This window comes from Caldimonas sp., from assembly GCF_046289365.1.
Classification (GTDB): Bacteria; Pseudomonadota; Gammaproteobacteria; order Burkholderiales; family Burkholderiaceae_C; genus Caldimonas.
This window is the reverse complement of the sequence record NZ_JBKBVU010000040.1, coordinates 1-21,208: the sequence shown is the minus strand read 5'-3', so window position 1 is coordinate 21,208 and position 21,208 is coordinate 1. Positions and strand designations below refer to the sequence as shown.

Annotated in this window: 25 protein-coding genes; 18 read left to right on the top strand and 7 right to left on the bottom strand. The window is 67.0% G+C overall.

Annotation, left to right across the window (positions count from 1 at the left end; genetic code table 11):
* The 9 genes from ACK42S_RS06350 to ACK42S_RS06310 all read left to right on the top strand — a co-directional run.
* On the top strand, positions 1–867 hold an 867-nt coding region (locus ACK42S_RS06350; protein ID WP_409704631.1), incomplete at its 5' end, for a heavy metal translocating P-type ATPase.
* Positions 868–876: 9 nt separating this feature from the next.
* Positions 877–1,077, top strand: coding sequence for a cbb3-type cytochrome oxidase assembly protein CcoS (gene ccoS, locus ACK42S_RS06345; protein WP_409704629.1), 201 nt, complete (start codon positions 877–879; stop codon positions 1,075–1,077).
* A gap of 28 nt (positions 1,078–1,105) precedes the next feature.
* Positions 1,106–2,557 (top strand): cytochrome-c oxidase, cbb3-type subunit I, encoded by a 1,452-nt coding sequence (gene ccoN, locus ACK42S_RS06340; RefSeq protein ID WP_409704627.1) that lies wholly within the window; start codon positions 1,106–1,108, stop codon positions 2,555–2,557.
* A 30-nt stretch (positions 2,558–2,587) separates the two neighbouring features.
* Positions 2,588–3,217 (top strand): cytochrome-c oxidase, cbb3-type subunit II, encoded by a 630-nt coding sequence (gene ccoO / locus ACK42S_RS06335; protein WP_409704625.1) that lies wholly within the window; start codon positions 2,588–2,590, stop codon positions 3,215–3,217.
* Between the two features lie 16 nt (positions 3,218–3,233).
* Positions 3,234–3,371, top strand: a complete 138-nt coding sequence (locus ACK42S_RS06330) for a cbb3-type cytochrome oxidase subunit 3 (protein ID WP_409704637.1) — start codon at positions 3,234–3,236, stop codon at positions 3,369–3,371.
* Positions 3,372–3,390: 19 nt separating this feature from the next.
* A complete protein-coding gene (gene ccoP, locus ACK42S_RS06325) occupies positions 3,391–4,305 on the top strand; it encodes a cytochrome-c oxidase, cbb3-type subunit III (protein ID WP_409704623.1) in 915 nt (304 codons plus the stop codon).
* A 94-nt stretch (positions 4,306–4,399) separates the two neighbouring features.
* Complete coding sequence (gene ccoG, locus ACK42S_RS06320; protein ID WP_409704635.1) at positions 4,400–5,791, top strand: cytochrome c oxidase accessory protein CcoG; 1,392 nt, start codon at positions 4,400–4,402, stop codon at positions 5,789–5,791.
* Positions 5,792–5,814: 23 nt separating this feature from the next.
* Positions 5,815–6,108 carry a hypothetical protein gene (locus tag ACK42S_RS06315; RefSeq protein ID WP_409704621.1) on the top strand — a complete coding sequence of 98 codons (294 nt, stop codon included), beginning with the start codon at positions 5,815–5,817 and terminating at the stop codon, positions 6,106–6,108.
* A gap of 44 nt (positions 6,109–6,152) precedes the next feature.
* Entirely contained in the window at positions 6,153–6,395 is a 243-nt protein-coding gene (locus ACK42S_RS06310; protein ID WP_409704619.1) for a hypothetical protein, read from the top strand.
* Positions 6,396–6,411: 16 nt separating this feature from the next.
* Here ACK42S_RS06310 and fnr read toward each other — a convergent pair whose 3' ends face one another.
* Positions 6,412–7,158, bottom strand: a complete 747-nt coding sequence (fnr, locus tag ACK42S_RS06305; protein ID WP_409704617.1) for a fumarate/nitrate reduction transcriptional regulator Fnr — start codon at positions 7,156–7,158, stop codon at positions 6,412–6,414.
* Between the two features lie 241 nt (positions 7,159–7,399).
* On the opposite strand from fnr, the gene hemN reads away from it, so the two are divergent.
* From hemN to icd, 3 genes are all read left to right on the top strand, one after another.
* Positions 7,400–8,806: an oxygen-independent coproporphyrinogen III oxidase gene (hemN, locus tag ACK42S_RS06300; protein WP_409704615.1), complete on the top strand. Its 1,407-nt coding sequence runs from the start codon at positions 7,400–7,402 to the stop codon at positions 8,804–8,806.
* 2 nt (positions 8,807–8,808) lie between these two features.
* Positions 8,809–9,489, top strand: a complete 681-nt coding sequence (locus ACK42S_RS06295; RefSeq protein ID WP_409704613.1) for a sulfite exporter TauE/SafE family protein — start codon at positions 8,809–8,811, stop codon at positions 9,487–9,489.
* A 139-nt stretch (positions 9,490–9,628) separates the two neighbouring features.
* Positions 9,629–10,882 (top strand): NADP-dependent isocitrate dehydrogenase, encoded by a 1,254-nt coding sequence (icd, locus tag ACK42S_RS06290; RefSeq protein WP_409704611.1) that lies wholly within the window; start codon positions 9,629–9,631, stop codon positions 10,880–10,882.
* A gap of 301 nt (positions 10,883–11,183) precedes the next feature.
* On the opposite strand, the gene ACK42S_RS06285 is transcribed toward icd, so the two are convergent.
* Complete coding sequence (locus tag ACK42S_RS06285) at positions 11,184–11,495, bottom strand: cold-shock protein (RefSeq protein ID WP_409704609.1); 312 nt, start codon at positions 11,493–11,495, stop codon at positions 11,184–11,186.
* A 175-nt stretch (positions 11,496–11,670) separates the two neighbouring features.
* Here ACK42S_RS06285 and clpS point away from each other — a divergent pair, with 175 nt between their 5' ends.
* Entirely contained in the window at positions 11,671–12,030 is a 360-nt protein-coding gene (gene clpS / locus ACK42S_RS06280) for an ATP-dependent Clp protease adapter ClpS (protein WP_409704607.1), read from the top strand.
* Positions 12,027–14,333, top strand: a complete 2,307-nt coding sequence (clpA, locus tag ACK42S_RS06275) for an ATP-dependent Clp protease ATP-binding subunit ClpA (protein ID WP_409704605.1) — start codon at positions 12,027–12,029, stop codon at positions 14,331–14,333. The genes clpS and clpA overlap by 4 nt, the downstream gene beginning before the upstream one ends.
* A 48-nt stretch (positions 14,334–14,381) precedes the next feature.
* Here clpA and ACK42S_RS06270 read toward each other — a convergent pair whose 3' ends face one another.
* From ACK42S_RS06270 to ACK42S_RS06250, 5 genes are all read right to left on the bottom strand, one after another.
* Positions 14,382–15,167 carry a zinc-dependent peptidase gene (locus ACK42S_RS06270; protein WP_409704603.1) on the bottom strand — a complete coding sequence of 262 codons (786 nt, stop codon included), beginning with the start codon at positions 15,165–15,167 and terminating at the stop codon, positions 14,382–14,384.
* Positions 15,168–15,172: 5 nt separating this feature from the next.
* Entirely contained in the window at positions 15,173–15,985 is an 813-nt protein-coding gene (locus tag ACK42S_RS06265) for a UDP-2,3-diacylglucosamine diphosphatase (RefSeq protein WP_409704601.1), read from the bottom strand.
* A 5-nt stretch (positions 15,986–15,990) separates the two neighbouring features.
* On the bottom strand, positions 15,991–16,485 hold the full coding sequence (locus ACK42S_RS06260; RefSeq protein ID WP_409704599.1) for a peptidylprolyl isomerase: 495 nt from the start codon (positions 16,483–16,485) through the stop codon (positions 15,991–15,993).
* A gap of 3 nt (positions 16,486–16,488) precedes the next feature.
* Positions 16,489–17,052: a peptidylprolyl isomerase gene (locus ACK42S_RS06255; RefSeq protein WP_409704633.1), complete on the bottom strand. Its 564-nt coding sequence runs from the start codon at positions 17,050–17,052 to the stop codon at positions 16,489–16,491.
* An 84-nt stretch (positions 17,053–17,136) separates the two neighbouring features.
* A complete protein-coding gene (locus ACK42S_RS06250) occupies positions 17,137–17,688 on the bottom strand; it encodes a tetratricopeptide repeat protein (protein WP_409704597.1) in 552 nt (183 codons plus the stop codon).
* A gap of 106 nt (positions 17,689–17,794) precedes the next feature.
* On the opposite strand from ACK42S_RS06250, the gene cysS reads away from it, so the two are divergent.
* From cysS to ACK42S_RS06230, 4 genes are all read left to right on the top strand, one after another.
* Entirely contained in the window at positions 17,795–19,168 is a 1,374-nt protein-coding gene (gene cysS, locus ACK42S_RS06245) for a cysteine--tRNA ligase (RefSeq protein WP_409704595.1), read from the top strand.
* Between the two features lie 5 nt (positions 19,169–19,173).
* A complete protein-coding gene (locus tag ACK42S_RS06240; RefSeq protein ID WP_409704593.1) occupies positions 19,174–19,815 on the top strand; it encodes a DNA-3-methyladenine glycosylase family protein in 642 nt (213 codons plus the stop codon).
* A gap of 67 nt (positions 19,816–19,882) precedes the next feature.
* Complete coding sequence (locus ACK42S_RS06235) at positions 19,883–20,854, top strand: acetyl-CoA carboxylase carboxyltransferase subunit alpha (protein ID WP_409704591.1); 972 nt, start codon at positions 19,883–19,885, stop codon at positions 20,852–20,854.
* A partial coding sequence (locus ACK42S_RS06230) for an ATP-binding protein (protein ID WP_409704589.1) occupies positions 20,854–21,208 on the top strand: 355 nt, incomplete at its 3' end. The genes ACK42S_RS06235 and ACK42S_RS06230, both read left to right, overlap by 1 nt.

Genomic DNA, 21,208 nt, shown 5'->3' with positions numbered 1-21,208 from the left:
GCGGCGGCCCTGGCCCAGGCCTCGCTGCACCCGTTGTTGCGGGCCTTGGTCGAGGCCGCCGGGCCCGACGGCCGCGCTGCCAGCCTGCGCGACGTTCGCGAGCGGGCCGGTTGCGGGCTGGAGGGGCATGATGCGCAGGGCCGGGCCTGGCGCCTGGGCTCGCTCAGCCATGCGCGCGCGGCAGACCCGGCCTCGCCCACTGCACCCGGCCGCGCCGGCGCGGGGCCCGAAGCCTGGCTGAGCGTTGACGGGACGCTCGTGGCCCGCTTCGAGCTGAGCGAACGCCTGCGGCCCGATGCCCACGCCACGATCGCCGCCCTGCGCGCGCAGGGCCTGGAAACCGTCCTGCTCTCGGGCGACCGGCCCGAGGCGGCGCAGGCCTTGGCCCACGCACTGGGCATGGACCGCTGGCATGGTGGGGCCCGGCCGGAGGACAAACTCGCACTGGTGCGCCAGGCCCAGGCCCAAGGCCACAAGCTGGCCATGGTGGGCGATGGCGTGAACGACGGCCCAGTGCTGGCCCAGGCCGATGTCTCCCTGGCGATGGGGCAGGGGGCGGCCCTGGCGAGAGCCCAGGCCGACCTCACGCTGATGAGCGGACGCCTGGCCGACGTCGTGGCCGCCTGGTCGATGGCGCGGCGCACCGTGCGCATCATCCGCCAGAACCTCGCCTGGGCGGCGGCCTACAACGCCGTTGGCATCCCGATGGCGGCGCTCGGCTGGATGCCTCCCTGGCTGGCCGGTCTGGGGATGGCCGCCAGTTCGGTCCTCGTGGTCGCCAACGCCTGGCGCCTGAGCCGTCCCGACGGCAGGGCCGAGCCCCCGGTGCCACTGGCCATCGCGCCAACCCCCGCCACCGGCTCCTGAGGACTCGCCATGGACATCCTTTACCTCCTCGTGCCCCTGTCGGTCGTGCTGGTGCTGCTGATCCTGGGCCTGTTTGCCTGGGCCCTGAACAGCGGCCAGTTCGACAACGTGGAGCGCGAAGGCGAACGCATCCTCTGGGATGACGCGCCCCCTGCCACGAAGGCGGTTGATGCCGATCAAGCTGCGGCAACGATCCGTCCGGAACAATGACCCTACTGACTTCCAGGAGAGAGGCCTCATGTCTTCTTCATCGACGTTCTCCGCGGCCCAGGCGGCGAACTACAACGACACCGTGGTGCGGCAGTTTTCCATTGCCGCCATCGTGTGGGGCGTGGTCGGGATGCTGGTGGGCGTGTGGATTGCCGCCCAACTGGCCTGGCCGGAACTGAACTTCGGGATCCCCTGGCTCAGCTACGGCCGGCTGCGTCCGCTGCACACCAATGCAGTGATCTTTGCCTTCGGCGGCAGCGCACTGTTCGCCACCAGCTACTACATCGTGCAGCGCACCTGCCAGGTGCGGCTGATCTCCGACAAGCTGGCGGCCTTCACCTTCTGGGGCTGGCAGGCCGTCATCGTGGCCGCGGCGGTCTCGCTGCCCCTGGGCTACACCAGCGGCAAGGAATACGCCGAGCTGGAATGGCCGATCGACATCCTCATCACCCTGGTGTGGGTGGCCTACGCCGTGGTGTTCTTCGGCACCATCGGCATCCGCAAGGTGCGCCACATCTATGTGGCCAACTGGTTCTTCGGCGGCTTCATCCTGGCCGTGGCCTTGCTGCACCTGGTCAACAGCGCGGCCATGCCGGTGAGTTTCATGAAGAGCTATTCGGCTTACGCTGGCGTGCAAGACGCCATGGTGCAGTGGTGGTACGGCCACAACGCCGTGGGCTTCTTCCTGACGGCCGGCTTCCTCGGGATGATGTACTACTTCATCCCCAAGCAGGCCGAGCGCCCGGTGTACAGCTACCGCCTCTCCATCGTGCACTTCTGGGCCCTGATCTTCACCTACATGTGGGCGGGCCCCCACCATCTGCACTACACCGCGCTGCCCGACTGGGCGCAAAGCGTGGGCATGTTGTTCTCGCTCATCCTGCTGGCGCCCAGCTGGGGCGGCATGATCAACGGGATCATGACCCTCTCGGGAGCCTGGCACAAGCTGCGTGACGACCCCATCCTGAAGTTCCTGATCGTCTCGCTGTCTTTCTACGGCATGAGCACCTTCGAGGGCCCGATGATGTCGATCAAGACCGTCAATGCACTGAGCCACTACACCGACTGGACGGTGGGTCACGTGCACTCCGGCGCGTTGGGTTGGGTGGGCCTGATCACGATGGGCTCGTTGTATTACCTCGTGCCGCGCCTGTTCGGCCGCAAGCAGATGTACAGCGTGCGCGCCATCGAGCTGCACTTCTGGATCGCCACCATCGGCATCGTGCTCTACATCGCGGCGATGTGGATCGCCGGCGTCATGCAGGGCCTGATGTGGCGCGCCGTCAACCCCGACGGCACGCTCACCTACAGCTTCGTCGAAAGCGTGAAGGCCACCTATCCCTTCTACGTGATCCGGCTGCTGGGCGGCATCCTCTACCTCGCCGGCATGGGCGTGATGGCCTGGAACGTGGTGATGACCGTGCGCAACGGCCGTCCGTCCGAGGTCGCCATTCCGGCGATGAAGCCTGCGGCGGCCTGAGGCCCGGACCCAAGAGAACAAGGAATCATCATGGCTGACTCCCACAACAAGCCCGGCTTCTTCACCCACGAAAGAATCGAGACCAACAACTTCCTGATGATCGTGCTGATCATCCTGGTGGTGTCGGTCGGCGGCCTGGTCGAGATCGTGCCGCTGTTCTTCCAACGCTCCACCACCCAGGCGGTTGAGGGCCTGAAGCCCTACACCCCGCTGCAACTGGTGGGCCGCGACATCTACGTCCGCGAGGGCTGCTATGGCTGCCACTCGCAGATGGTGCGCCCTTTCCGCGCCGAGACGCTGCGCTACGGTCCGTACTCCACGGCCGGCGAGTTCGTCTACGACCACCCCTTCCAGTGGGGCAGCAAGCGCACCGGCCCCGACCTGCACCGCGTGGGCGGCCGCTACAGCGACGAATGGCACCGCATCCACCTGATCAACCCGCGCGACCTGGTGCCCGAGTCCAACATGCCGGCTTACCCCTGGCTGGACAAGACCGTGCTGAACCCCCAGGACGCTGCGCCTCGGATGCGCGCCCTGCGCCGCCTGGGCGTGCCCTACAGCGATGAGGAAATTGCCAAGTCGAGCGACGAGCTCAAGGGCAAGACCGAGATGGATGCCGTGATCGCCTACCTCCAGGTGCTCGGCACCGCCATGAAGTGAGGGACCGACGATGGACATCGACGTGAATGACCTGCGCATCATCGTGACGGTGGTGTCGCTACTGACCTTCATCGGCATCTGCGGCTGGGCCTATGCCCGCCGCAACCGGGAGCGCTTCGACGAGGCCGCCCGACTGCCCTTCCAATCCGAATAGCCCAAGCCGGGACGTCAACATGAGCGATTTCTTCAACGACGGCTGGTCGATCTTCATCGCCGTCACCACCATCGTCAGCATCGTCGCCTGCCTGGTGCTGCTGCTGGTGGCGTCCAAGCGCAAGGTCATGGCCCATGACAACACGACCGGCCATGTCTGGGACGGCGACCTCAAGGAGCTGAACAATCCTCTGCCGCGCTGGTGGATGGGTCTGTTCGTCATCACCATCGTGTTCTCGGCGGTCTATCTGGTCTTCTATCCGGGCCTGGGCAGCTACCCGGGCACCTGGGGCTGGTCGCAGGCCGGCCAGTACGAGAGCGAGATGGCCAAGGCAACAGCCCAGCTCGAGCCCGTGTATGCCCAGTTCGAAGGCAAGGAGGCCGAGGCACTTGTGGCCGATCCGCAGGCCATGGGCATCGGCGAGCGCCTGTACGTGAACTGGTGCGCCCAGTGCCACGGGTCTGACGCCCGCGGCAGTCGGGGCTTCCCCAACCTCACCGATGGGGACTGGCTGTGGGGAGGCTCGCATGAGGCCATCAAGACCACCATCGCCCAGGGCCGCACGGGGGTGATGCCCCCGATGGGGCAGGCCGTGGGCGGCGGCGAGAACGTGCGCAACGTGGCCCACTACGTGATGAGCCTGTCGGGCAGCCCGCACGACCCCATCGCCGCCCAGCTCGGCCGCGCCAAGTTTGGCGTGTGCGCTGCCTGCCACGGCGCCGACGGCAAGGGCAACCCCACCATGGGGGCCCCCAACCTCACCGACCGCATCTGGCTGCACGGCTGGGGAGAGCAGGCCATCATGAACATCATCACCAACGGCAAGACCAATGTGATGCCGCCGCATGCCGGCAAACTCACCGAGCCGCAGATTCACGTGCTGGCCGCTTACGTCTGGGGCCTGTCACGCACCGGCGCCGCCTCATCCCGCTGACCCCTCGCATCGACGGTTCCCTTCCTTGAGCAGCACCGAATCACGGGTCATCCCGATCCAGCCCGCGCCCGAGGACGGCGACGCCGCCAGCCAGATGGTGTCGCTGTACCAGAAGCAGGAGAAGATCTACGCCCGCGCCGTCCACGGCTGGTTTGCCGCGTGGCGCTGGGCGCTGGTGTGGATCACCCAGCTCGTCTTTTATGGGCTGCCCTGGCTGGAATGGAACGAACGACAGGCGGTGCTCTTCGACCTGGCTGCACGGCGCTTCTACATCTTCGGACTGGTCCTGTACCCTCAGGACTTCATCTACCTCGCGGCGCTGCTGATCATCAGCGCCTACGCGCTGTTCCTCTTCACGGCGGTGGGCGGGCGACTGTGGTGCGGCTATGCCTGCCCGCAGACGGTGTACACCGAGATCTACATGTGGGTGGAGCGCAGGATCGAGGGCGACCGCACCGCGCGCATGCGGCTCGACCAGGGCCCATGGACCCTCGAAAAGCTCTGGCGCAAGACCGCCAAGCAGGCCGTGTGGATCGCCATCGGCCTGTGGACCGGCTTCACCTTCGTCGGCTACTTCACGCCGATCCGGGAGCTCGGCGCGTCGGTCCTCAGCCTGGGCCTGGGGCCCTGGGAATGGTTCTGGATCCTTTTCTACGGCTTGGCCACCTACGGCAATGCCGGCTACCTGCGCGAGCAGGTGTGCAAGTACATGTGTCCCTACGCGCGCTTCCAGAGTGCGATGTTCGACCGGGACACCATGATCATCACCTACGATGAGGCCCGAGGCGAACCGCGTGGCTCGCGCCCCCGCAAGGCCGATCCGAAGCAGCTCGGACTGGGCCACTGCATCGACTGCACCCTGTGCGTTCAAGTCTGCCCCACCGGCATCGACATCCGCAAGGGCCTGCAGTACGAGTGCATCGGCTGCGCTGCCTGCATCGATGTATGCAACGGCGTGATGGACAAGATGAACTACCCGCGTGGGCTGATCCGCTACTCCACCCAGAACGGCATGGCCCAAGGCTGGACGCGGGCCCAGATGTTCAGGCGGGTGCTGCGCCCGCGGGTGCTCGTCTACACCGCCATCCTCGCACTCATCAGCGCCGCCTTCGTCGGCAGCCTGGTGCTGCGCAGCCCCTTCAAGGTGGACGTGATCCGCGATCGCGGGGCGCTGGCGCGCATCGTCGAGGACGGCTACATCGAAAACGTCTATCGTCTGCAGATCATGAACGCGCTCGAGCAGCCTCAGCGATACCGGGTCAGCGTGTCCGGCCTGGAAGGCCTGCGCGTGGTCTCCGAACCGCAAATCGAGGTGGACAGTGCGGCCGCGCGCTGGCTGGCCGTGCGCGTCCAGTTGCCGCCGCACCATGCCGAGCCGCTGCGCGGCCGCTCCAGTCCGATCGAGTTCCGCATCGATCGCCTGGCCCAGGGCGACGAGCCCGAGCGCAGCGTGAATGAGCGATCCACGTTCCTGGTGCCGCGTTGAGTGGCCCACCCGAGGAGAATCCCATGCGCCGACCACTTGCCAAGCATCCCGACCCCCGGCCGCCGGCTGCGCCGTGGTGGCGTGAACCGACGATGTGGCTGGTGGTTGGCGGGCCGCTGGCCGTCGTAGCCGCCTGTGTCGTCACGATCATCCTGGCCATCGGGCACCCCGACCCGGTGCTGCAGCGCGGGCCCGCCGCGACCGCGGCTTCCGGCGCTGGCACTGGCGGGCAGGGCGACCTCAGGCTGATGCCCGCGCACCAGGCACGCAACCACACCGCCACGCCCGTCTCGGCCCTGCCGGGCCGAGGCGAATGAGACGGCCGGTGGCGCACTCTTTCCCCCGGCAAGGCGAGCGGGCGATGAAACTGTCCTGGATGAGCATCCTCTGGCCAGCCTTCCTGATGGCCGGCGTCGTCGAGATGGTGGTGTTCGCGATGGTCGATCCGCAGGACCTGCACTGGTTCGGCGGCGCCCCGGTCGACCTCTCGGCCTCGGCGGTCTATTCGCTGGCCTTCTTTTTCTTCTGGGCAGCCTTCATTGTGGCCGGCGCGATGATGCAGATGCTGGCCCGCCCGCCGGAGCGAGGGCGCGAGGGCGCCTGAACCCGGCGCGCGCGGCTCAGCAGGTGCTGTGGTTGATGAGGCGGCGCAAACCGTCCTCGTCCAGGATGCGGATCTGGCGCTGCTTGACCTCCAGCAGGCCGTCTTCCTGAAACTTCGAGAAGGTGCGGCTGACCGTCTCCAGCTTCAGGCCCAGGTAACTGCCGATCTCCTCGCGGGTCATGCGCAGGATCAGCGAGGAGGGTGAAAAGCCTCGCGCCTGCAGGCGCTGTGTGAGGTTGAGCAGGAAGGCCGCCAGCCGCTCCTCAGCGCGCATGCTGCCCAGCAGCAGCATCACGCCATGGTCGCGCACGATCTCACGGCTCATGATCTTGTGGAACGAACTCTGCAACTCCGTGAACTCACGTGAGAGATGTTCGAGCTGCTGGTAGGGGATCACGCAGACCTGCGAATCCTCCAGCGCCACCGCGTCGCAGGTGTGCCGGTCCTGGCTGATGGCATCCAGCCCCAGCAGCTCCCCGGCCATTTGGAAGCCCGTGACCTGGTCGCGCCCGTCCTCCGAGGACACCCGTGTCTTGAAGAAGCCCGTGCGCACGGCATACAGCGACTGGAACGGGTCGCCGGCATGGAACAGAGCCTCGCCGCGCTTGACGCTGCGCCGCGAGGCCACCATGTGATCCAGCTTCTCGAGGTTGGGGCGTGACAGGCCCACCGGCAGACACAGCTCGCGCAAATTGCAGCTCGAGCAGGCGACCTTGAGGGTTTCGAGTTTGATCATGCGCGTCGGCCTCTCCTTGACGTTCATTATGGACCCCTGGGCGTCCCCAGACACGCTTCGGGACCGGATGTTCCCGCCGGCAGGTCGCGAAGTCCGGGCGGTGGCGCAGGCCGAGGGGGCCCAGAAGGGCGCCAGGCCGGTGTCGGGGGTCGTGTCGAGCGACATGATTGATGCTCCTCAGGCAATGCAACCGATTGTTCAGGAGCCCCCCCGGCAGGGACTTGAGCAAGATCAAGTCCCGCGCCGATGGCTCTGGCACAGTGCCGCCATGACGCCCGACCCCGCCCTGCCGATCTCCCCCGACGTCTTGCAACGTTTCGACGTTCCCGGGCCCCGCTACACCTCCTATCCCACGGCCGACCGCTTCGTCGAAGCCTTCGGGCCGGCCCAGCTCGAGCAGGCCCTGGCCCAACGGGCGGGTGGGGTGGGCACCCTGGGCGGGCGGCGGGCGGCGTTGTCTTTGTACGTGCACATTCCGTTTTGCGAGTCGGTGTGCTACTACTGCGCCTGCAACAAGATCATCACCCGCCATCACGAGCGGGCGGCCGAATACCTCGATGCCCTGGAGCGCGAGATCGGGCTGTATGTCGACGCCCTGGGTCGTGAGCAGCCGGTCAGCCAGCTTCACCTCGGTGGGGGCACGCCCACCTTTCTCAGCGACGAGGAGCTGGCAAGGCTGATGCAGAGCCTGCGCTCGGCCTTCCGGCTGGTGCCCGGCGGAGAGTACAGCATCGAGGTCGATCCCCGCACCGTCTCGCCTGAGCGGCTGTCCCGCCTGGTGTCCCTCGGCTTCAACCGCATCAGCCTGGGCGTCCAGGATTTCGATCCCGAGGTACAGAAGGCGGTGCATCGCGTGCAGGCCTTCGACAGCGTCGCCGGGCTGATCGAGCGCGCGCGCGAGCTCGGCATCGAATCGGTCAACGCCGACCTGATCTACGGGCTGCCTCGTCAGACCGCGGCCTCCTTTGCCCGCACGCTGGAGCTCATCGGCCAATTGCGCCCCGACCGCATCGCACTGTACGGCTATGCCCACCTGCCGGCGCGCTTCAAGCCGCAGCGGCGCATCCAGGCCGCGGAGCTGCCCGGTGCGGCGGACAAGCTGGCCATGCTGTCTGCGGCCATCGCGAGCTTTGCCCGGGCCGGCTACGACTACATCGGCATGGATCACTTCGCCCTGCACACCGATGCACTCGCCGTGGCCAAACGCCAGGGCCGGCTGCACCGCAATTTCCAGGGCTACAGCACCCAGCCCGATTCCGACCTGATCGCCCTGGGCGTGTCGGCGATCGGCCGGCTGGGCAGCCACTACAGCCAGAATGCGAAAACCCTGCCCGAGTACTACGATGCCCTGCGCCAGGGCCAGTTTCCGGTGGCGCGCGGCCTGGCACTCACCCGCGACGACCTCGTACGCCGGGCGGTCATCATGGCGCTGATGTGCCAGGGCCACGTCGCCTTCGAGTCGATCGAGCTGTCCTACCTGATCGACTTCCGCCGCTATTTCGCCGCCGAGCTGGCCCAGCTCGAGCCGATGGCCGAACAGGGGCTGCTGCGCATCGAAGCCGACGGCCTCCACGTGTCACCGGCCGGGTGGTACGTCGTGCGCGGCATTGCGATGGTCTTTGACAAATACCTGCAGGCCGAACGCAGCCGCGAGCGCTTTTCACGCATCATTTGAGGATGAACTCCGCCTTGCTGTTCAGCGCCTGGCTGATGGGCCTGGCCGGCAGCGTGCACTGCACGGCGATGTGCGGTGCCGCCACGCTGGCCATCGGTCGCACCGGAGCGCGTCTGTGGGCGTTCCAGGCCGGGCGCCTGCTGGGCTATGGCGCGGCTGGCGCGCTGGCGGCCGGCGCGGTGCAGGCCTTGCAGTGGGGGGCTGCGCAGGTCAGCGTGCTCAAGCCCTTCTGGGCCATGTTCCATGTGGCGGTGATCACGCTGGGGCTGGCCCTGCTGTGGCGGGGCCGTCAGCCGTATTGGCTCGACGGTCTGGCCCATCGCGTCTGGCAGCGCCTGCGCCACGCCAGCCTGGGAGGGTGGCTCGCGCACGGCGCAGCCGTTCCGCTGGCTGCCGGCCTGCTGTGGGTGCTGCTGCCCTGCGGCTTGCTGTACTCGGCCCTGATGGTGGCGGCCCTTGGGTCCTCCGTGGCCGAAGGGGCCGCGGTGATGCTGGCCTTCGCGCTGGGTTCCGCGTTGGGCCTGCAGGCCGTGGCGCTGGCCTGGCAGCGCCTGCGCGGACAAGCCTTGGCGGTCCGGGGAACCTGGGCGGTGCGTGCCGCCGGCGCGATCCTGGCCGCCACCTCGGCCTGGGCGCTGGGGCATGGCCTGTGGATGAGCTTTGGCGCACCGGTGTGCCGATGAGTCTGTGCGAATGGCGCCTGGACACCGCGCCGGCCCGGTGGCGCACCCCGTCGGCCAGGCACGCGCTGGCTTAGAATCGAACGTCTAAAACACACCCTCACCCCGAGTTTTCCATTCGGTTTTGCGCGGAGCTTGCGACATGTACCAGCACATCAAGGTGCCCGAGGGCGGGCAGAAGATCACCGTCAACAAAGACTTCTCGCTCAACGTGCCCGACAACCCCATCATTCCCTACATCGAGGGCGATGGCACCGGCTTCGATATCACGCCCGTGATGATCAAGGTGGTGGATGCGGCGGTGGCCAAGGCCTACGGCGGCAAGCGCAAGATCCACTGGATGGAAATCTACGCCGGCGAAAAGTCCACCAAGGTCTACGGGCCTGACGTCTGGCTGCCCGAGGAGACCCTGCAGGTCCTGAAGGACTATGTCGTTTCGATCAAGGGCCCGCTGACCACCCCGGTGGGCGGCGGCATCCGTTCGCTCAACGTGGCGCTGCGCCAGGAGCTCGACCTGTACGTCTGCCTGCGCCCGGTGCGCTACTTCAAGGGGGTGCCCTCGCCGTTGAAGGAGCCCGAAAAAACCGACATGGTGATCTTCCGCGAGAACTCCGAGGACATCTATGCCGGCATCGAATGGGCGGCCGAGTCCGAGCAGGCCAAGAAAGTGATCGCCTTCTTGCAAAAGGAGATGGGCGTCAAGAAGATCCGCTTCCCCGAGACCTCGGGCATCGGCATCAAGCCTGTGTCGCGCGAAGGCACCGAGCGCCTGGTCCGCAAGGCGATCCAGTACGCCATCGACAACGACAAGCCCTCGGTGACCCTGGTTCACAAGGGCAACATCATGAAGTTCACTGAGGGCAGCTTCCGCGACTGGGGCTACGCCCTGGCCCAGAAGGAGTTCGGCGCCGAACCGATCGATGGCGGCCCGTGGTGCAAGTTCAAGAACCCGAAGACGGGCAAGGACATCGTCATCAAGGACGCCATCGCCGACGCCTTCTTGCAGCAGATCCTGCTGCGTCCGGCCGAGTACTCGGTGATCGCCACGCTGAACCTCAACGGCGACTACATCTCCGATGCGCTGGCCGCGCAGGTGGGCGGTATCGGCATTGCCCCGGGCGCCAACCTGTCCGACTCGGTGGCCATGTTCGAGGCTACCCATGGCACCGCGCCCAAGTATGCCGGCAAGGACTACGTCAACCCTGGGTCCGAGATCCTCTCGGCCGAGATGATGCTGCGCCACATGGGCTGGACCGAGGCGGCCGACCTCATCATCAGCTCGATGGAAAAAGCCATCCTGAGCAAGAAGGTCACCTACGACTTCGCCCGCTTGCTCGACGGCGCCACCCAGGTGAGCTGCTCGGGCTTCGGTCAGGTCATGATCGACCACATGTAAGAAGCCCCCGCGGCCCAGACCGCGCGTTGGCCCCTGGCGGGCCGTCCAAGGCCTCCGCCCGTCACAAGGGTCGGAGGCCTTGTCGCTGATGCAGGCCGGGATGAGGTGGGCTGAGACTGAGGGGGCGCCCGATGGGGCCAGGGCGAGGCCCGGCCGGCACCCTGGGGCCTCGGACCCGCCGGAACCCGGGTGTCAAAATGAAATCCGGCTGGCCGGCCTGCCAACCCTGTCAGCCGCCGGCGGGAAGATGACCCAAGCCCTGCGAGACGGCGAGGCGCCCGCGCGCGGCCGTCGGGGCTGCTCAGTCGGTGGCGTGCGACGCGCTACGCTGACGGGGCGGACGGGCCTGCGACTCCATCGCCGGCAGGTCACCGCCAACCTCGCGCGCCAGCCCACGGCCCGGTGGCGGGTCCAGCGGCTGGATGTTCTGCGCCAGCATGCCCTTGGGCCCCCGGACCAGGTCGAAAGCCACCCGGGCGCCTTGCTTGAGGGTGCGGAAACCCTCCATCTGGATGGCGGTGAAATGGGCGAACACGTCGTCCCCCCCGCCGTCGGGCTCGATGAATCCGAAACCCTTGGCGTCATTGAACCATTTGACGGTGCCCATTCCCATGGGACTCCCCCTCGGTTTGCTACTTTTGTCAGGGAATTCTCAGCTTGGCGTTCCGGGCTTGTCAAGGTTTGGGACCGGACGGGTTTGTCTCGAAATGTGAGCAGATGCCGCTGAAGGGGGGGGGCGAGATTGGCGCAGGGACAACAGGGTGGTCGTGACTCGATAGAATGAATCCATGCCCCGAAACGCGATGAATCCGCCTCCCTCCCCGCCGTCCGGTCCGCCGCGGCCGGACGACGGCCAGGGCTCGGTCGTAGCGGAGCGTCAGGCCTCCCGGGTCGAGCCGCCGCGCATGTACCAGGTGGTCATGCTCAACGACGACTTCACGCCGATGGAGTTTGTCGTGATGGTGTTGCAGGAATTCTTTCACCGCGACCTGGAAACGGCCACGCACATTATGTTGAAGATCCACCACGAGGGTCGGGGCGTGTGCGGGGTCTACACCAAGGATGTGGCCGCGACGAAAGTGGAAATGGTGCTTGCCGCCGCGCGCCGCGCGGGGCATCCTTTGCAGTGCATTATGGAGGCCACATGATTGCCCAGGAACTTGAAGTCAGCCTGCACATGGCGTTCGTCGAGGCGCGCCAGCAGCGCCACGAGTTCATCACGGTGGAGCATCTGCTGCTGGCCCTGCTCGACAACCCCTCGGCGGCCGAGGTGCTGCGTGCCTGCTCCGCCAACATCGAGGATCTGCGCAAGAGCCTGACGCACTTCATCAAGGAAAACACGCCGACGGTAGGCGGCACCGACGAGGTGGACACCCAGCCCACGCTGGGCTTTCAGCGTGTGATCCAGCGCGCGATCATGCACGTGCAGTCCACCGGTAGTGGCAAGAAGGAAGTCACCGGCGCCAACGTGCTGGTGGCGATCTTTGGCGAGAAGGATTCGCACGCCGTCTACTACCTGCACCAGCAAGGTGTCACGCGCCTGGACGTGGTGAACTACATCGCGCACGGCATCAAGAAGTCCGAGCCGCCCGAGCCGGTCAAGCCCAGCGAGGGGCAGGCCGGCAATGGCGAGGCGGAAAAGGACGAGGGCGAGGGCAAGGGCTCGCCGCTGGAGCAGTTCACCCAGAATCTCAACCAGCTCGCTCGCGATGGCAAGATCGACCCGCTGATCGGCCGTGAGCACGAGGTGGAGCGGGTCATCCAGGTGCTGTGCCGCCGTCGCAAGAACAACCCGTTGCTGGTGGGCGAGGCCGGGGTGGGCAAGACGGCCATCGCCGAGGGGCTGGCCTGGCGCATCACTGAAGGTGAGGTGCCCGAGGTGCTGGCCGACTCCACCGTCTACGCACTGGACATGGGGGCCTTGCTGGCGGGCACGAAATACCGTGGCGACTTCGAGCAGCGCCTCAAGGGGGTGCTCAAGGCGCTGAAAGACCAGCCCAATGCGGTGCTCTTCATCGACGAAATCCACACCCTGATCGGCGCCGGCGCGGCTTCGGGCGGTACGCTCGATGCCAGCAACCTGCTCAAGCCGGCCCTCAGCTCGGGGGCGCTCAAGTGCATCGGTGCCACCACCTTCACCGAGTACCGCGGCATCTTCGAGAAGGATGCCGCCCTGTCGCGGCGCTTCCAGAAGATCGATGTGGTCGAGCCCTCGGTGGAGCAGACCGTGGAGATCCTCAAGGGCCTGAAGTCGCGCTTCGAGGAGCACCACAGCGTCAAGTATGCGCTCGGGGCGCTGCAGGCGGCGGCGGAGCTCTCGGCCAAGTACATCAACGACAGGCACCTGCCGGACAAGGCCATCGACGTGATCGACGAGGCCGGGGCGGCCCAGCGCATCCTGCCCAAGAGCAAGCAGAAAAAGACCATCACCCGTGCCGAGGTGGAGGAGATCGTCGCCAAGATCGCCCGCATCCCGCCGGCCAGCGTCAGCAACGACGATCGCTCCAGGCTGAAGAACCTCGACCGCGACCTCAAGAGCGTGGTCTTCGGCCAGGACGCGGCCATCGACGCGCTGGCCGCAGCCATCAAGATGGCCCGCTCGGGTCTCGGCAAGCCTGACAAGCCCATCGGCTCGTTCCTGTTCTCAGGGCCTACCGGCGTGGGCAAGACCGAGGTGGCCAAGCAATTGGCCTACATCCTGGGCATCGAGCTGATCCGCTTCGACATGTCCGAGTACATGGAGCGGCATGCGGTGAGCCGCCTGATCGGTGCGCCGCCGGGTTATGTCGGTTTCGACCAGGGCGGATTGCTGACCGAGGCGGTCACGAAGAAGCCGCATGCGGTGCTGCTGCTCGACGAGATCGAGAAAGCCCACCCGGATGTCTTCAACGTGCTGTTGCAAGTCATGGACCATGGCACGCTGACCGACAACAACGGACGCAAGGCCGACTTCCGCAACGTCATCATCATCATGACGACCAACGCGGGGGCCGAGACGATGAACAAGGCAACGATCGGCTTCACCACGGCCCGCGAGGCGGGCGACGAGATGGCCGACATCAAGCGGCTGTTCACGCCCGAGTTTCGCAACCGCCTGGATGCCATCGTCAGCTTCAGGCCGCTGAACGAGGAGATCATCCTGCGGGTGGTCGACAAGTTCCTGCTGCAACTGGAAAGCCAGCTTGCCGAGAAGAAGGTGGAGGTCACCTTCACCGATGCGTTGCGCAAGCACCTGGCGAAGAAGGGCTTCGACCCGCTGATGGGCGCGCGGCCGATGCAGCGCCTGATCCAGGACACCATCCGGCGAGCCCTGGCCGACGAGTTGCTCTTCGGTCGTCTGGTCGATGGAGGGCGGCTCGTCGTCGACCTCGACGCCCAGGGCGAGGTGGTGCTGGACATCCAGCCCCACCGCAAGAGCGACAAGCCCAGGGCCGAGCCGGCCACGGCCTGAGCGCCGCTGCCGTCCGAGACGGGCCCCCGGCGGGGCCCGTTCGTGTTTTCAGCCCATGGGACCCGCAGCCGGGTCCTGCCGGAAGTAGCCGCCGAACAAGGTGTAGAGCTCGGGGTGGTGCAGCTTGAAGGCCTGGGGCGCCACGAAGAAGGCCTCGGCCGCCACGGGAAAGAACTCCTCGAGGGCCTCGCCGCCGTAGGGGTCGAGAAAGGTGTCGAGCCCGAGGTCGACCTCCCGGCAGAAGGCCTCGAAGGCCGGCTCGATCACCGATCGCCACTGCTGACGGGAGGCCCGGTCGGGCAGGGGGGGCATGCCATCGGCCTGACCATCGGCCATGTCGAGTTTGTGGACGAACTCGTGGATCACGACGTTGTAGCCCCACTGGGCCAGCTCGCCGGCCTCGGACACATCGGCCCAGGACAGCATCACCGGCCCTCCTTCCATCGCCTCGCCGGCCAGCACCTCGTCGTAGTGGTGGACGACGCCGTCTTCATCGGTGACCACCCGGCGGGCCAGGACCTCGGCCGGGTGGACCACGATGCCGACGAAATCGTCATAGGCCTGCAAACCCAGGTGCAGCACCGGCAGGCAGGCCTGGGCGGCGATCGCCACGGCCATATCGTCGGTGACGACAAGGCCGTTGGCCCCGGAGAATTCCTTGCGATCGAGGAACAGTGTGGCCATCCGGCGCAGGGCCGTGAGGTCCTCAGCCGAACGCGCGGCCAGGAAGGGGAAGCGCTCGAGCGTCCGGGCCCACAGCGCATCGGGAATCGCGCGGCGCGCCAGCACGCGCGCCTCCTGCCATGACCGCCAGCGTTGCCACCATCCGCCCATGGCCGTCACGGGGCGGCGGGCACGGCCAAGCGCTGCAGGCCCTGGGCCTGCAGGCGCAGCACCTCGCCACGGGGGGGGTGTCCGTGGGTGTCGAAGTCCCAGTCGGACAGCACATGCCGTTGCCGTCCTTCGGGCAGGCTGTGGTCGGCGGGGCGGTGCGTGTGCCCGTGGATGAGTGCCTCGGCCTCACAGGCGCGCAGCCAGTCCAGGACGGCTGCCGCGTCCAGGTCGCCGTAGCCCTCCAGACCGTGCTCGCGCTTGCGCTGTTCACTGGCGCAGCGCATGCGGGCCGCCAGTTCACGCCGTTGCGCCAGCGGCTGGGCCAGGAAGGCTTGCTGCCAGGACGGCTCACGCACTTGGCGGCGGAAGGCCTGGTACTCGACATCGTCCAGGCACAGGGCATCGCCGTGGCTGAGCAGCCAGCGCCGGCCAAAGGCGACGAGCACGGTCGGATCGGGCAGGGCCTGCACGCCGCAGCGCGCAAGAAAGTCCGGGCCCACCAGGAAGTCGCGGTTGCCGGCCATGAAGTAGAGCGTCCTCGTGCGTGAAGCCTCGCGCAGGATGGCTGCACAGTGTGCCTCGAAGCTGCCTGGCTCGGCTGCATCGTCGCCCACCCAGACCTCGAAAATATCCCCCAGCAGGATCACCGCCTGGGCGGCCGTGGTGGTCAGATGGCGGGCCCAGGCCGCCGTCGTGCCCGGCAGGCCGGCCTGCAGGTGCAGGTCCGACAGGATGTCGATCGCCGTCCAGCGCGACGGGGCGTGCAGCTCGGGTACCGGCTGCGGGGCAGGAGGAGGAGACGGGCGGGCCGCGCTCAAGCGCTTCAGACCTCGACGGCCTTCTCGATCACCACATCGTCGACGGGCACGTCATCATGGAAGCCGCGCCGCCCGGTGCGGACCCCCTTGATCCGGTCGACCACCTCGGTGCCGGCCACGACCTTGCCGAACACCGCATAGCCCCAGCCTTGCGGGGTTTCGGACTTGAAGTTGAGGAAGTCGTTGTTGGCCACGTTGATGAAGAACTGCGCGGTGGCCGAGTGCGGGTCGGAGGTGCGCGCCATGGCCAGGGTGTAGATGTCGTTCTTCAAACCGTTGTTCGCCTCGTTGCGAATGGGCGCATCCGTGGCCTTCTGCTTCATCCCGGGCGCAAAGCCGCCGCCTTGGATCATGAAGCCGTCGATGACACGATGGAACACGGTGCCGTCGTAATGGCCCTTGCGTACGTAGTTCAGGAAGTTCTCGGTGGACAGGGGGGCCTTCTCGGCATCGAGTTCGATGCGGATGACCCCGAGGTTGGTGTGCAGTTCAACGGCCATGATTCATTTCTCCACAGTGGCTTGGCGGATGATCACCGGTTCGACCGGGACGTTTTGGTGCGGCCCCTTGCTGGTGGTGCGCACGGCCTTGATCTTGTCGACCACGTCCATGCCGGCGACCACGCGGCCGAAGACCGCATAGCCTTGGCGGTCCGGCGCGTTGGGGGCGTCGAGGAAAGGATTGTCCCTGACGTTGATGAAGAACTGCGCCGTGGCGGAGTTCGGGTCCATCGTGCGGGCCATTGCGATGGTGCCGCGCTGGTTGCTCAGGCCGTTGCGGGCCTCCAGCGGGATCGGCGCGCGGGTGGGCTTCTGAGCCATGTCGGGCGTGAAGCCGCCGCCCTGGATCATGAAGCCGTCGATGACGCGGTGGAAGATGGTGCCGTCGTAGTGACGCGCCCGCACGTACTCCAGGAAGTTCTCGACGGTCCTGGGGGCCTTGGCGGCGTCGAGCTGGATCACGATGTCGCCTTGGGTGGTGGACAGGCGCACGGTCTGCGCCCAGGCCGGAAGGGCCAGGACCCCGGCCAGGACCAGGGTCACCCCCCAGGCGAAGCAGCGTTGCATCATCTTGGAAACCTCCGTGTGGATCGTGGCTCGATTGTCGTCCCGCTCGGGGCGGGCCGTGGGGTGGCCCGGGCAACCCCGCGTTCAACGGGGGGGCACCCGGACCGGGGTGAAGAGCTCACGCACCAGGGCCAGTTTGACGGGCAGGCCCGGGTGTCCGGGTTGCTGTTCGAGGGCCCGGGCATAGGCTTGGCCGGCCAGTTTGGCGTAAATGTCGCCGAGGTTCTCATGGGCCTGGGGATAGCGCGGCTGCAGGCGCACGGCCATCTCCAGAGCCTGGCGGGCCTTCTCGTAGTGTTCCTGCCGCGAATAGATCACCGCGAGGTTGTTGTAGGCTTCGGGCAGGTCGGGGCGGTCCTCGATGAGACGCAGGTACTGGGCCGCGGCCTCATCGAGCTTGTTCTGCTCGGTCAGCACCACCGCCCGCAGGAAGCGCAACTGCACGTCCTGGGGCCGGGCCTGCAGCGCCTGTTCAACGCTGACCAGGGCGTCGGCCGTGCGCCCTTCACGCAACAGGCGTCGGATCGTATCGGGCTCAGCCGGCTGGCTCCAGCTTGCCGCGGCCCACAGGCCCAGCGCGGCCACGGCGGCAAACCGCCAGCGGCGGGGACGGGCAGCGGAGGCAGGCAGGGGCATGCGGCAGGTGGCCTGGACGGTGGCAGGGATATACTCGTTCGATTCTATCGCGGCCTGCGCCGGCTTCCCTTGTTTGAGCGCGCCGCGACCCGAGTTCACGGCACCCATGACGCTTTCCATCTACAACACGCTCACGCGCCGGCAGGAGCCCTTTTCCCCGATCGAACCGGGTCATGTGCGCATGTATGTGTGCGGCATGACCATCTACGACTACTGCCACGTGGGCCACGCCCGCATGATGATGGCCTTCGACGTGGTGCAGCGCTGGCTGAAGGTGTTGGGCTACCGCGTCACCTATGTGCGCAACATCACCGACATCGACGACAAGATCATCAAGCGGGCGGTCGAGCGCGGCATCACGATCGGCGAGCTGACCCGCGAGATGACCGCCGCGATGCACGAGGACATCGCCCGACTGGGCATCGAGCCGCCCACGCACGAGCCCCGTGCGACCGAGTACGTGCGCGAGATGATCGACCTGATCGGCCGCCTGGAGTCCAAGGGCCTGGCCTACCGGGCCCCGGGTGGCGATGTGAACTACGCGGTGCGGCGCTTTCCCGGCTACGGCAAGCTCTCGGGCAAGTCGCTCGATCAGTTGCGCGCCGGCGAGCGCGTGGCGGTGGCCGATGGCAAGGAGGACCCGCTGGACTTCGTGCTGTGGAAGGCCGCCAAAGACAGCGAGCCGGAGGAAGCGAAGTGGGACGCCCCCTTCGGCCGCGGGCGTCCGGGCTGGCACATCGAATGCTCGGCGATGAGCTGCGCCTTGCTGGGCGAGCACTTCGACATCCATGGCGGGGGCATGGATCTGCAGTTCCCCCACCACGAAAACGAGATCGCCCAGAGCGAAGGGGCCACCGGCCGGACCTTCGTCAACGTGTGGATGCACAACGGCTTCCTCAACGTCGACAACGAGAAGATGTCCAAGTCCTTGGGCAACTTTTTCACCATCCGCGACGTCCTCAAGCGCTTCGACGGCGAGACCGTGCGCTTCTTCATGCTGCGCACCCATTACCGCAGCCCCTTCAACTTCAGCGACGCCAACCTCGAGGACGCCCGCCACGCGCTGCGCCGCCTGTACACCGCGCTGGACAAGGTGACGCCGGCCGACGCGGGCATCGACTGGAGCGAGCCGCACGCCGCGCGCTTCCGCGCGGCCATGAACGACGATTTCAACACGCCTGAAGCCGTGGCCGTTCTGTTCGACCTGGCCAGCGAGACCAACCGCACGGGCTCGCCCCAGGTGGCCGGCCTGCTCAAGGCCCTGGGCGGCACGCTCGGGCTGCTGCAGGGAGCGCCGAGAGCCTATCTGCAAGGTGGCGCCGAGTTGGACGAGGCCGAGATCCAGGCCCAGATCGAGGCGCGTGCGGCTGCCAAGAAGGCCCGCAACTTCGCCGAAGCCGACCGCATCCGCGACGCCCTGGCGGCCCGCGGCATCGTGCTGCAGGACACCCCCCAAGGCACCACCTGGGTGAAGGCCTGAACACCATGGGCCGTGTGGTCACCCCGGATTATTGGGACGATGCCTGCAAGTACCTGAGCCGGCGCGACCGGGTGATGCGCAAGCTCATCCCGCAGTTCGGCGAGGCGCGGCTGCAAAGTCGCGGAGACGCCTTCACCACGCTGGCACGCTCGATCGTGGGCCAGCAGATTTCCGTCAAGGCCGCCCAGGCCGTGTGGGATCGTTTTGCCGCGCTCACTCCCGGCCCGTCCACGCGCATCTCCCCGTCGGCCGTCCTGGCGCTGCCCGTCGATCAGTTGCGCGCCGCGGGGCTGTCGGCCCGCAAGGTGGAGTACCTGCGCGACCTGGCGACCCATTTCGACCAAGGGGCCGTGCATGTGCGCCAGTGGGCGGGCATGGACGACGAGGCCATCATCGACGAGCTGGTGGCCATCCGCGGGATCGGCCGCTGGACGGCCGAAATGTTCCTGATCTTCCACCTGATGCGGCCCAACGTCATGCCCTATGACGACGTGGGCCTGCTCAAGGGCATCAGCCTGAACTACTTCAGCGGCGAACCCGTCTCGCGCGCCGAAGCCCGGGAAATCGGCGACGCCTGGGCCCCTTTTCGCTCGGTGGCGACATGGTACATTTGGCGCAGCCTGGACCCCCTGCCCGTGGAGTACTAGGCTTCGTTCGCCTCGCGCACATCGACAACCACAGCGGGGTGCTGCGTCCAACGTCGGGATCACCGGGATGAGCAAACGACATTTCCTCGAGTTCGAGCAGCCCATTGCCGAGCTCGAATCCAAGATCGACGAGCTGCGCTATGTGCAAAGCGAGTCGGCGGTGGACATCTCCGAAGAGATCGACCGCCTGAGCAAGAAGAGCCTGCAGCTCACGAAGGACATCTACGCGAGCCTGACCCCTTGGCAGGTCACGCAGATCGCCCGCCACCCCCAGCGCCCCTACACGCTGGACTACGTGGGGGAGATCTTCACCGAGTTCCAGGAACTGCATGGCGACCGGCATTTCGCCGACGACCAGTCGATCGTCGGCGGGCTGGCGCGCTTCAACGGCCAGCCCTGCATGGTCATTGGCCACCAGAAAGGCCGCGACACGAAGGAGCGTGCGCTGCGCAACTTCGGGATGTCGCGCCCCGAGGGCTACCGCAAGGCTTTGCGCCTGATGAAGCTGGCCGAGAAGTTCGGCCTGCCGGTCTTCACCTTCGTCGACACCCCGGGTGCGTATCCGGGCATCGGAGCCGAAGAGCGTGGTCAGTCCGAGGCGATCGGTCGCAACATCTTCGAGATGGCCCAGCTCGAAGTGCCCATCATCGCCACCATCATCGGCGAAGGGGGCTCGGGCGGCGCCCTGGCGATCGCGGTGGGTGACCAGGTGCTGATGCTGCAGTACTCGGTGTACTCGGTCATCTCCCCTGAGGGTTGCGCCTCGATCCTCTGGAAGACCGCCGACCGCGCCGCCGAAGCGGCAGAGGCCCTGGGCATCACGGCCCATCGCCTCAAGGCGCTGGGCCTGGTGGACAAGATCGTCAATGAGCCGGTGGGCGGGGCCCATCGTGACCCGAAGCAGATGGCGGCCTATCTCAAGCGCGCCCTCAACGACGCCCTGCGGCAGGTCAGCGACCTCAAGCCCAAGGAGCTGCTCAACCGCCGCTACGAGCGGCTGCAGAGCTACGGCCGCTTCACCGACACCAAAGCACGTTGATGAAGACTGCGGCTGCCGCGCCCGGCGTGGTGGCGGTCGCCTACAGCGGGGGCCGTGATTCCACGGCCCTGCTGTTTGCCACGCTGCAGGTGGCCAAGCCCTTGGGTTGGCAGGTGGTGGCCTTGCATGTCCACCATGGGTTGCACCCGCGCGCCGACGAGTGGCTCGCACACTGCCGCCGGCAATGCGAGACCTGGCGGCGCCGCGGCTGGCCGGTGAGTCTGGCCTGGGAATCGCTGGGGCTGCGTCCTGCGCCGGGCGAGAGTGTGGAGGCCGTGGCGCGCCGCGCCCGATACCAGGCGCTGCGCCGTATGGCGATCGCGCACGGCGCCACGGTGGTGCTGCTGGGCCACC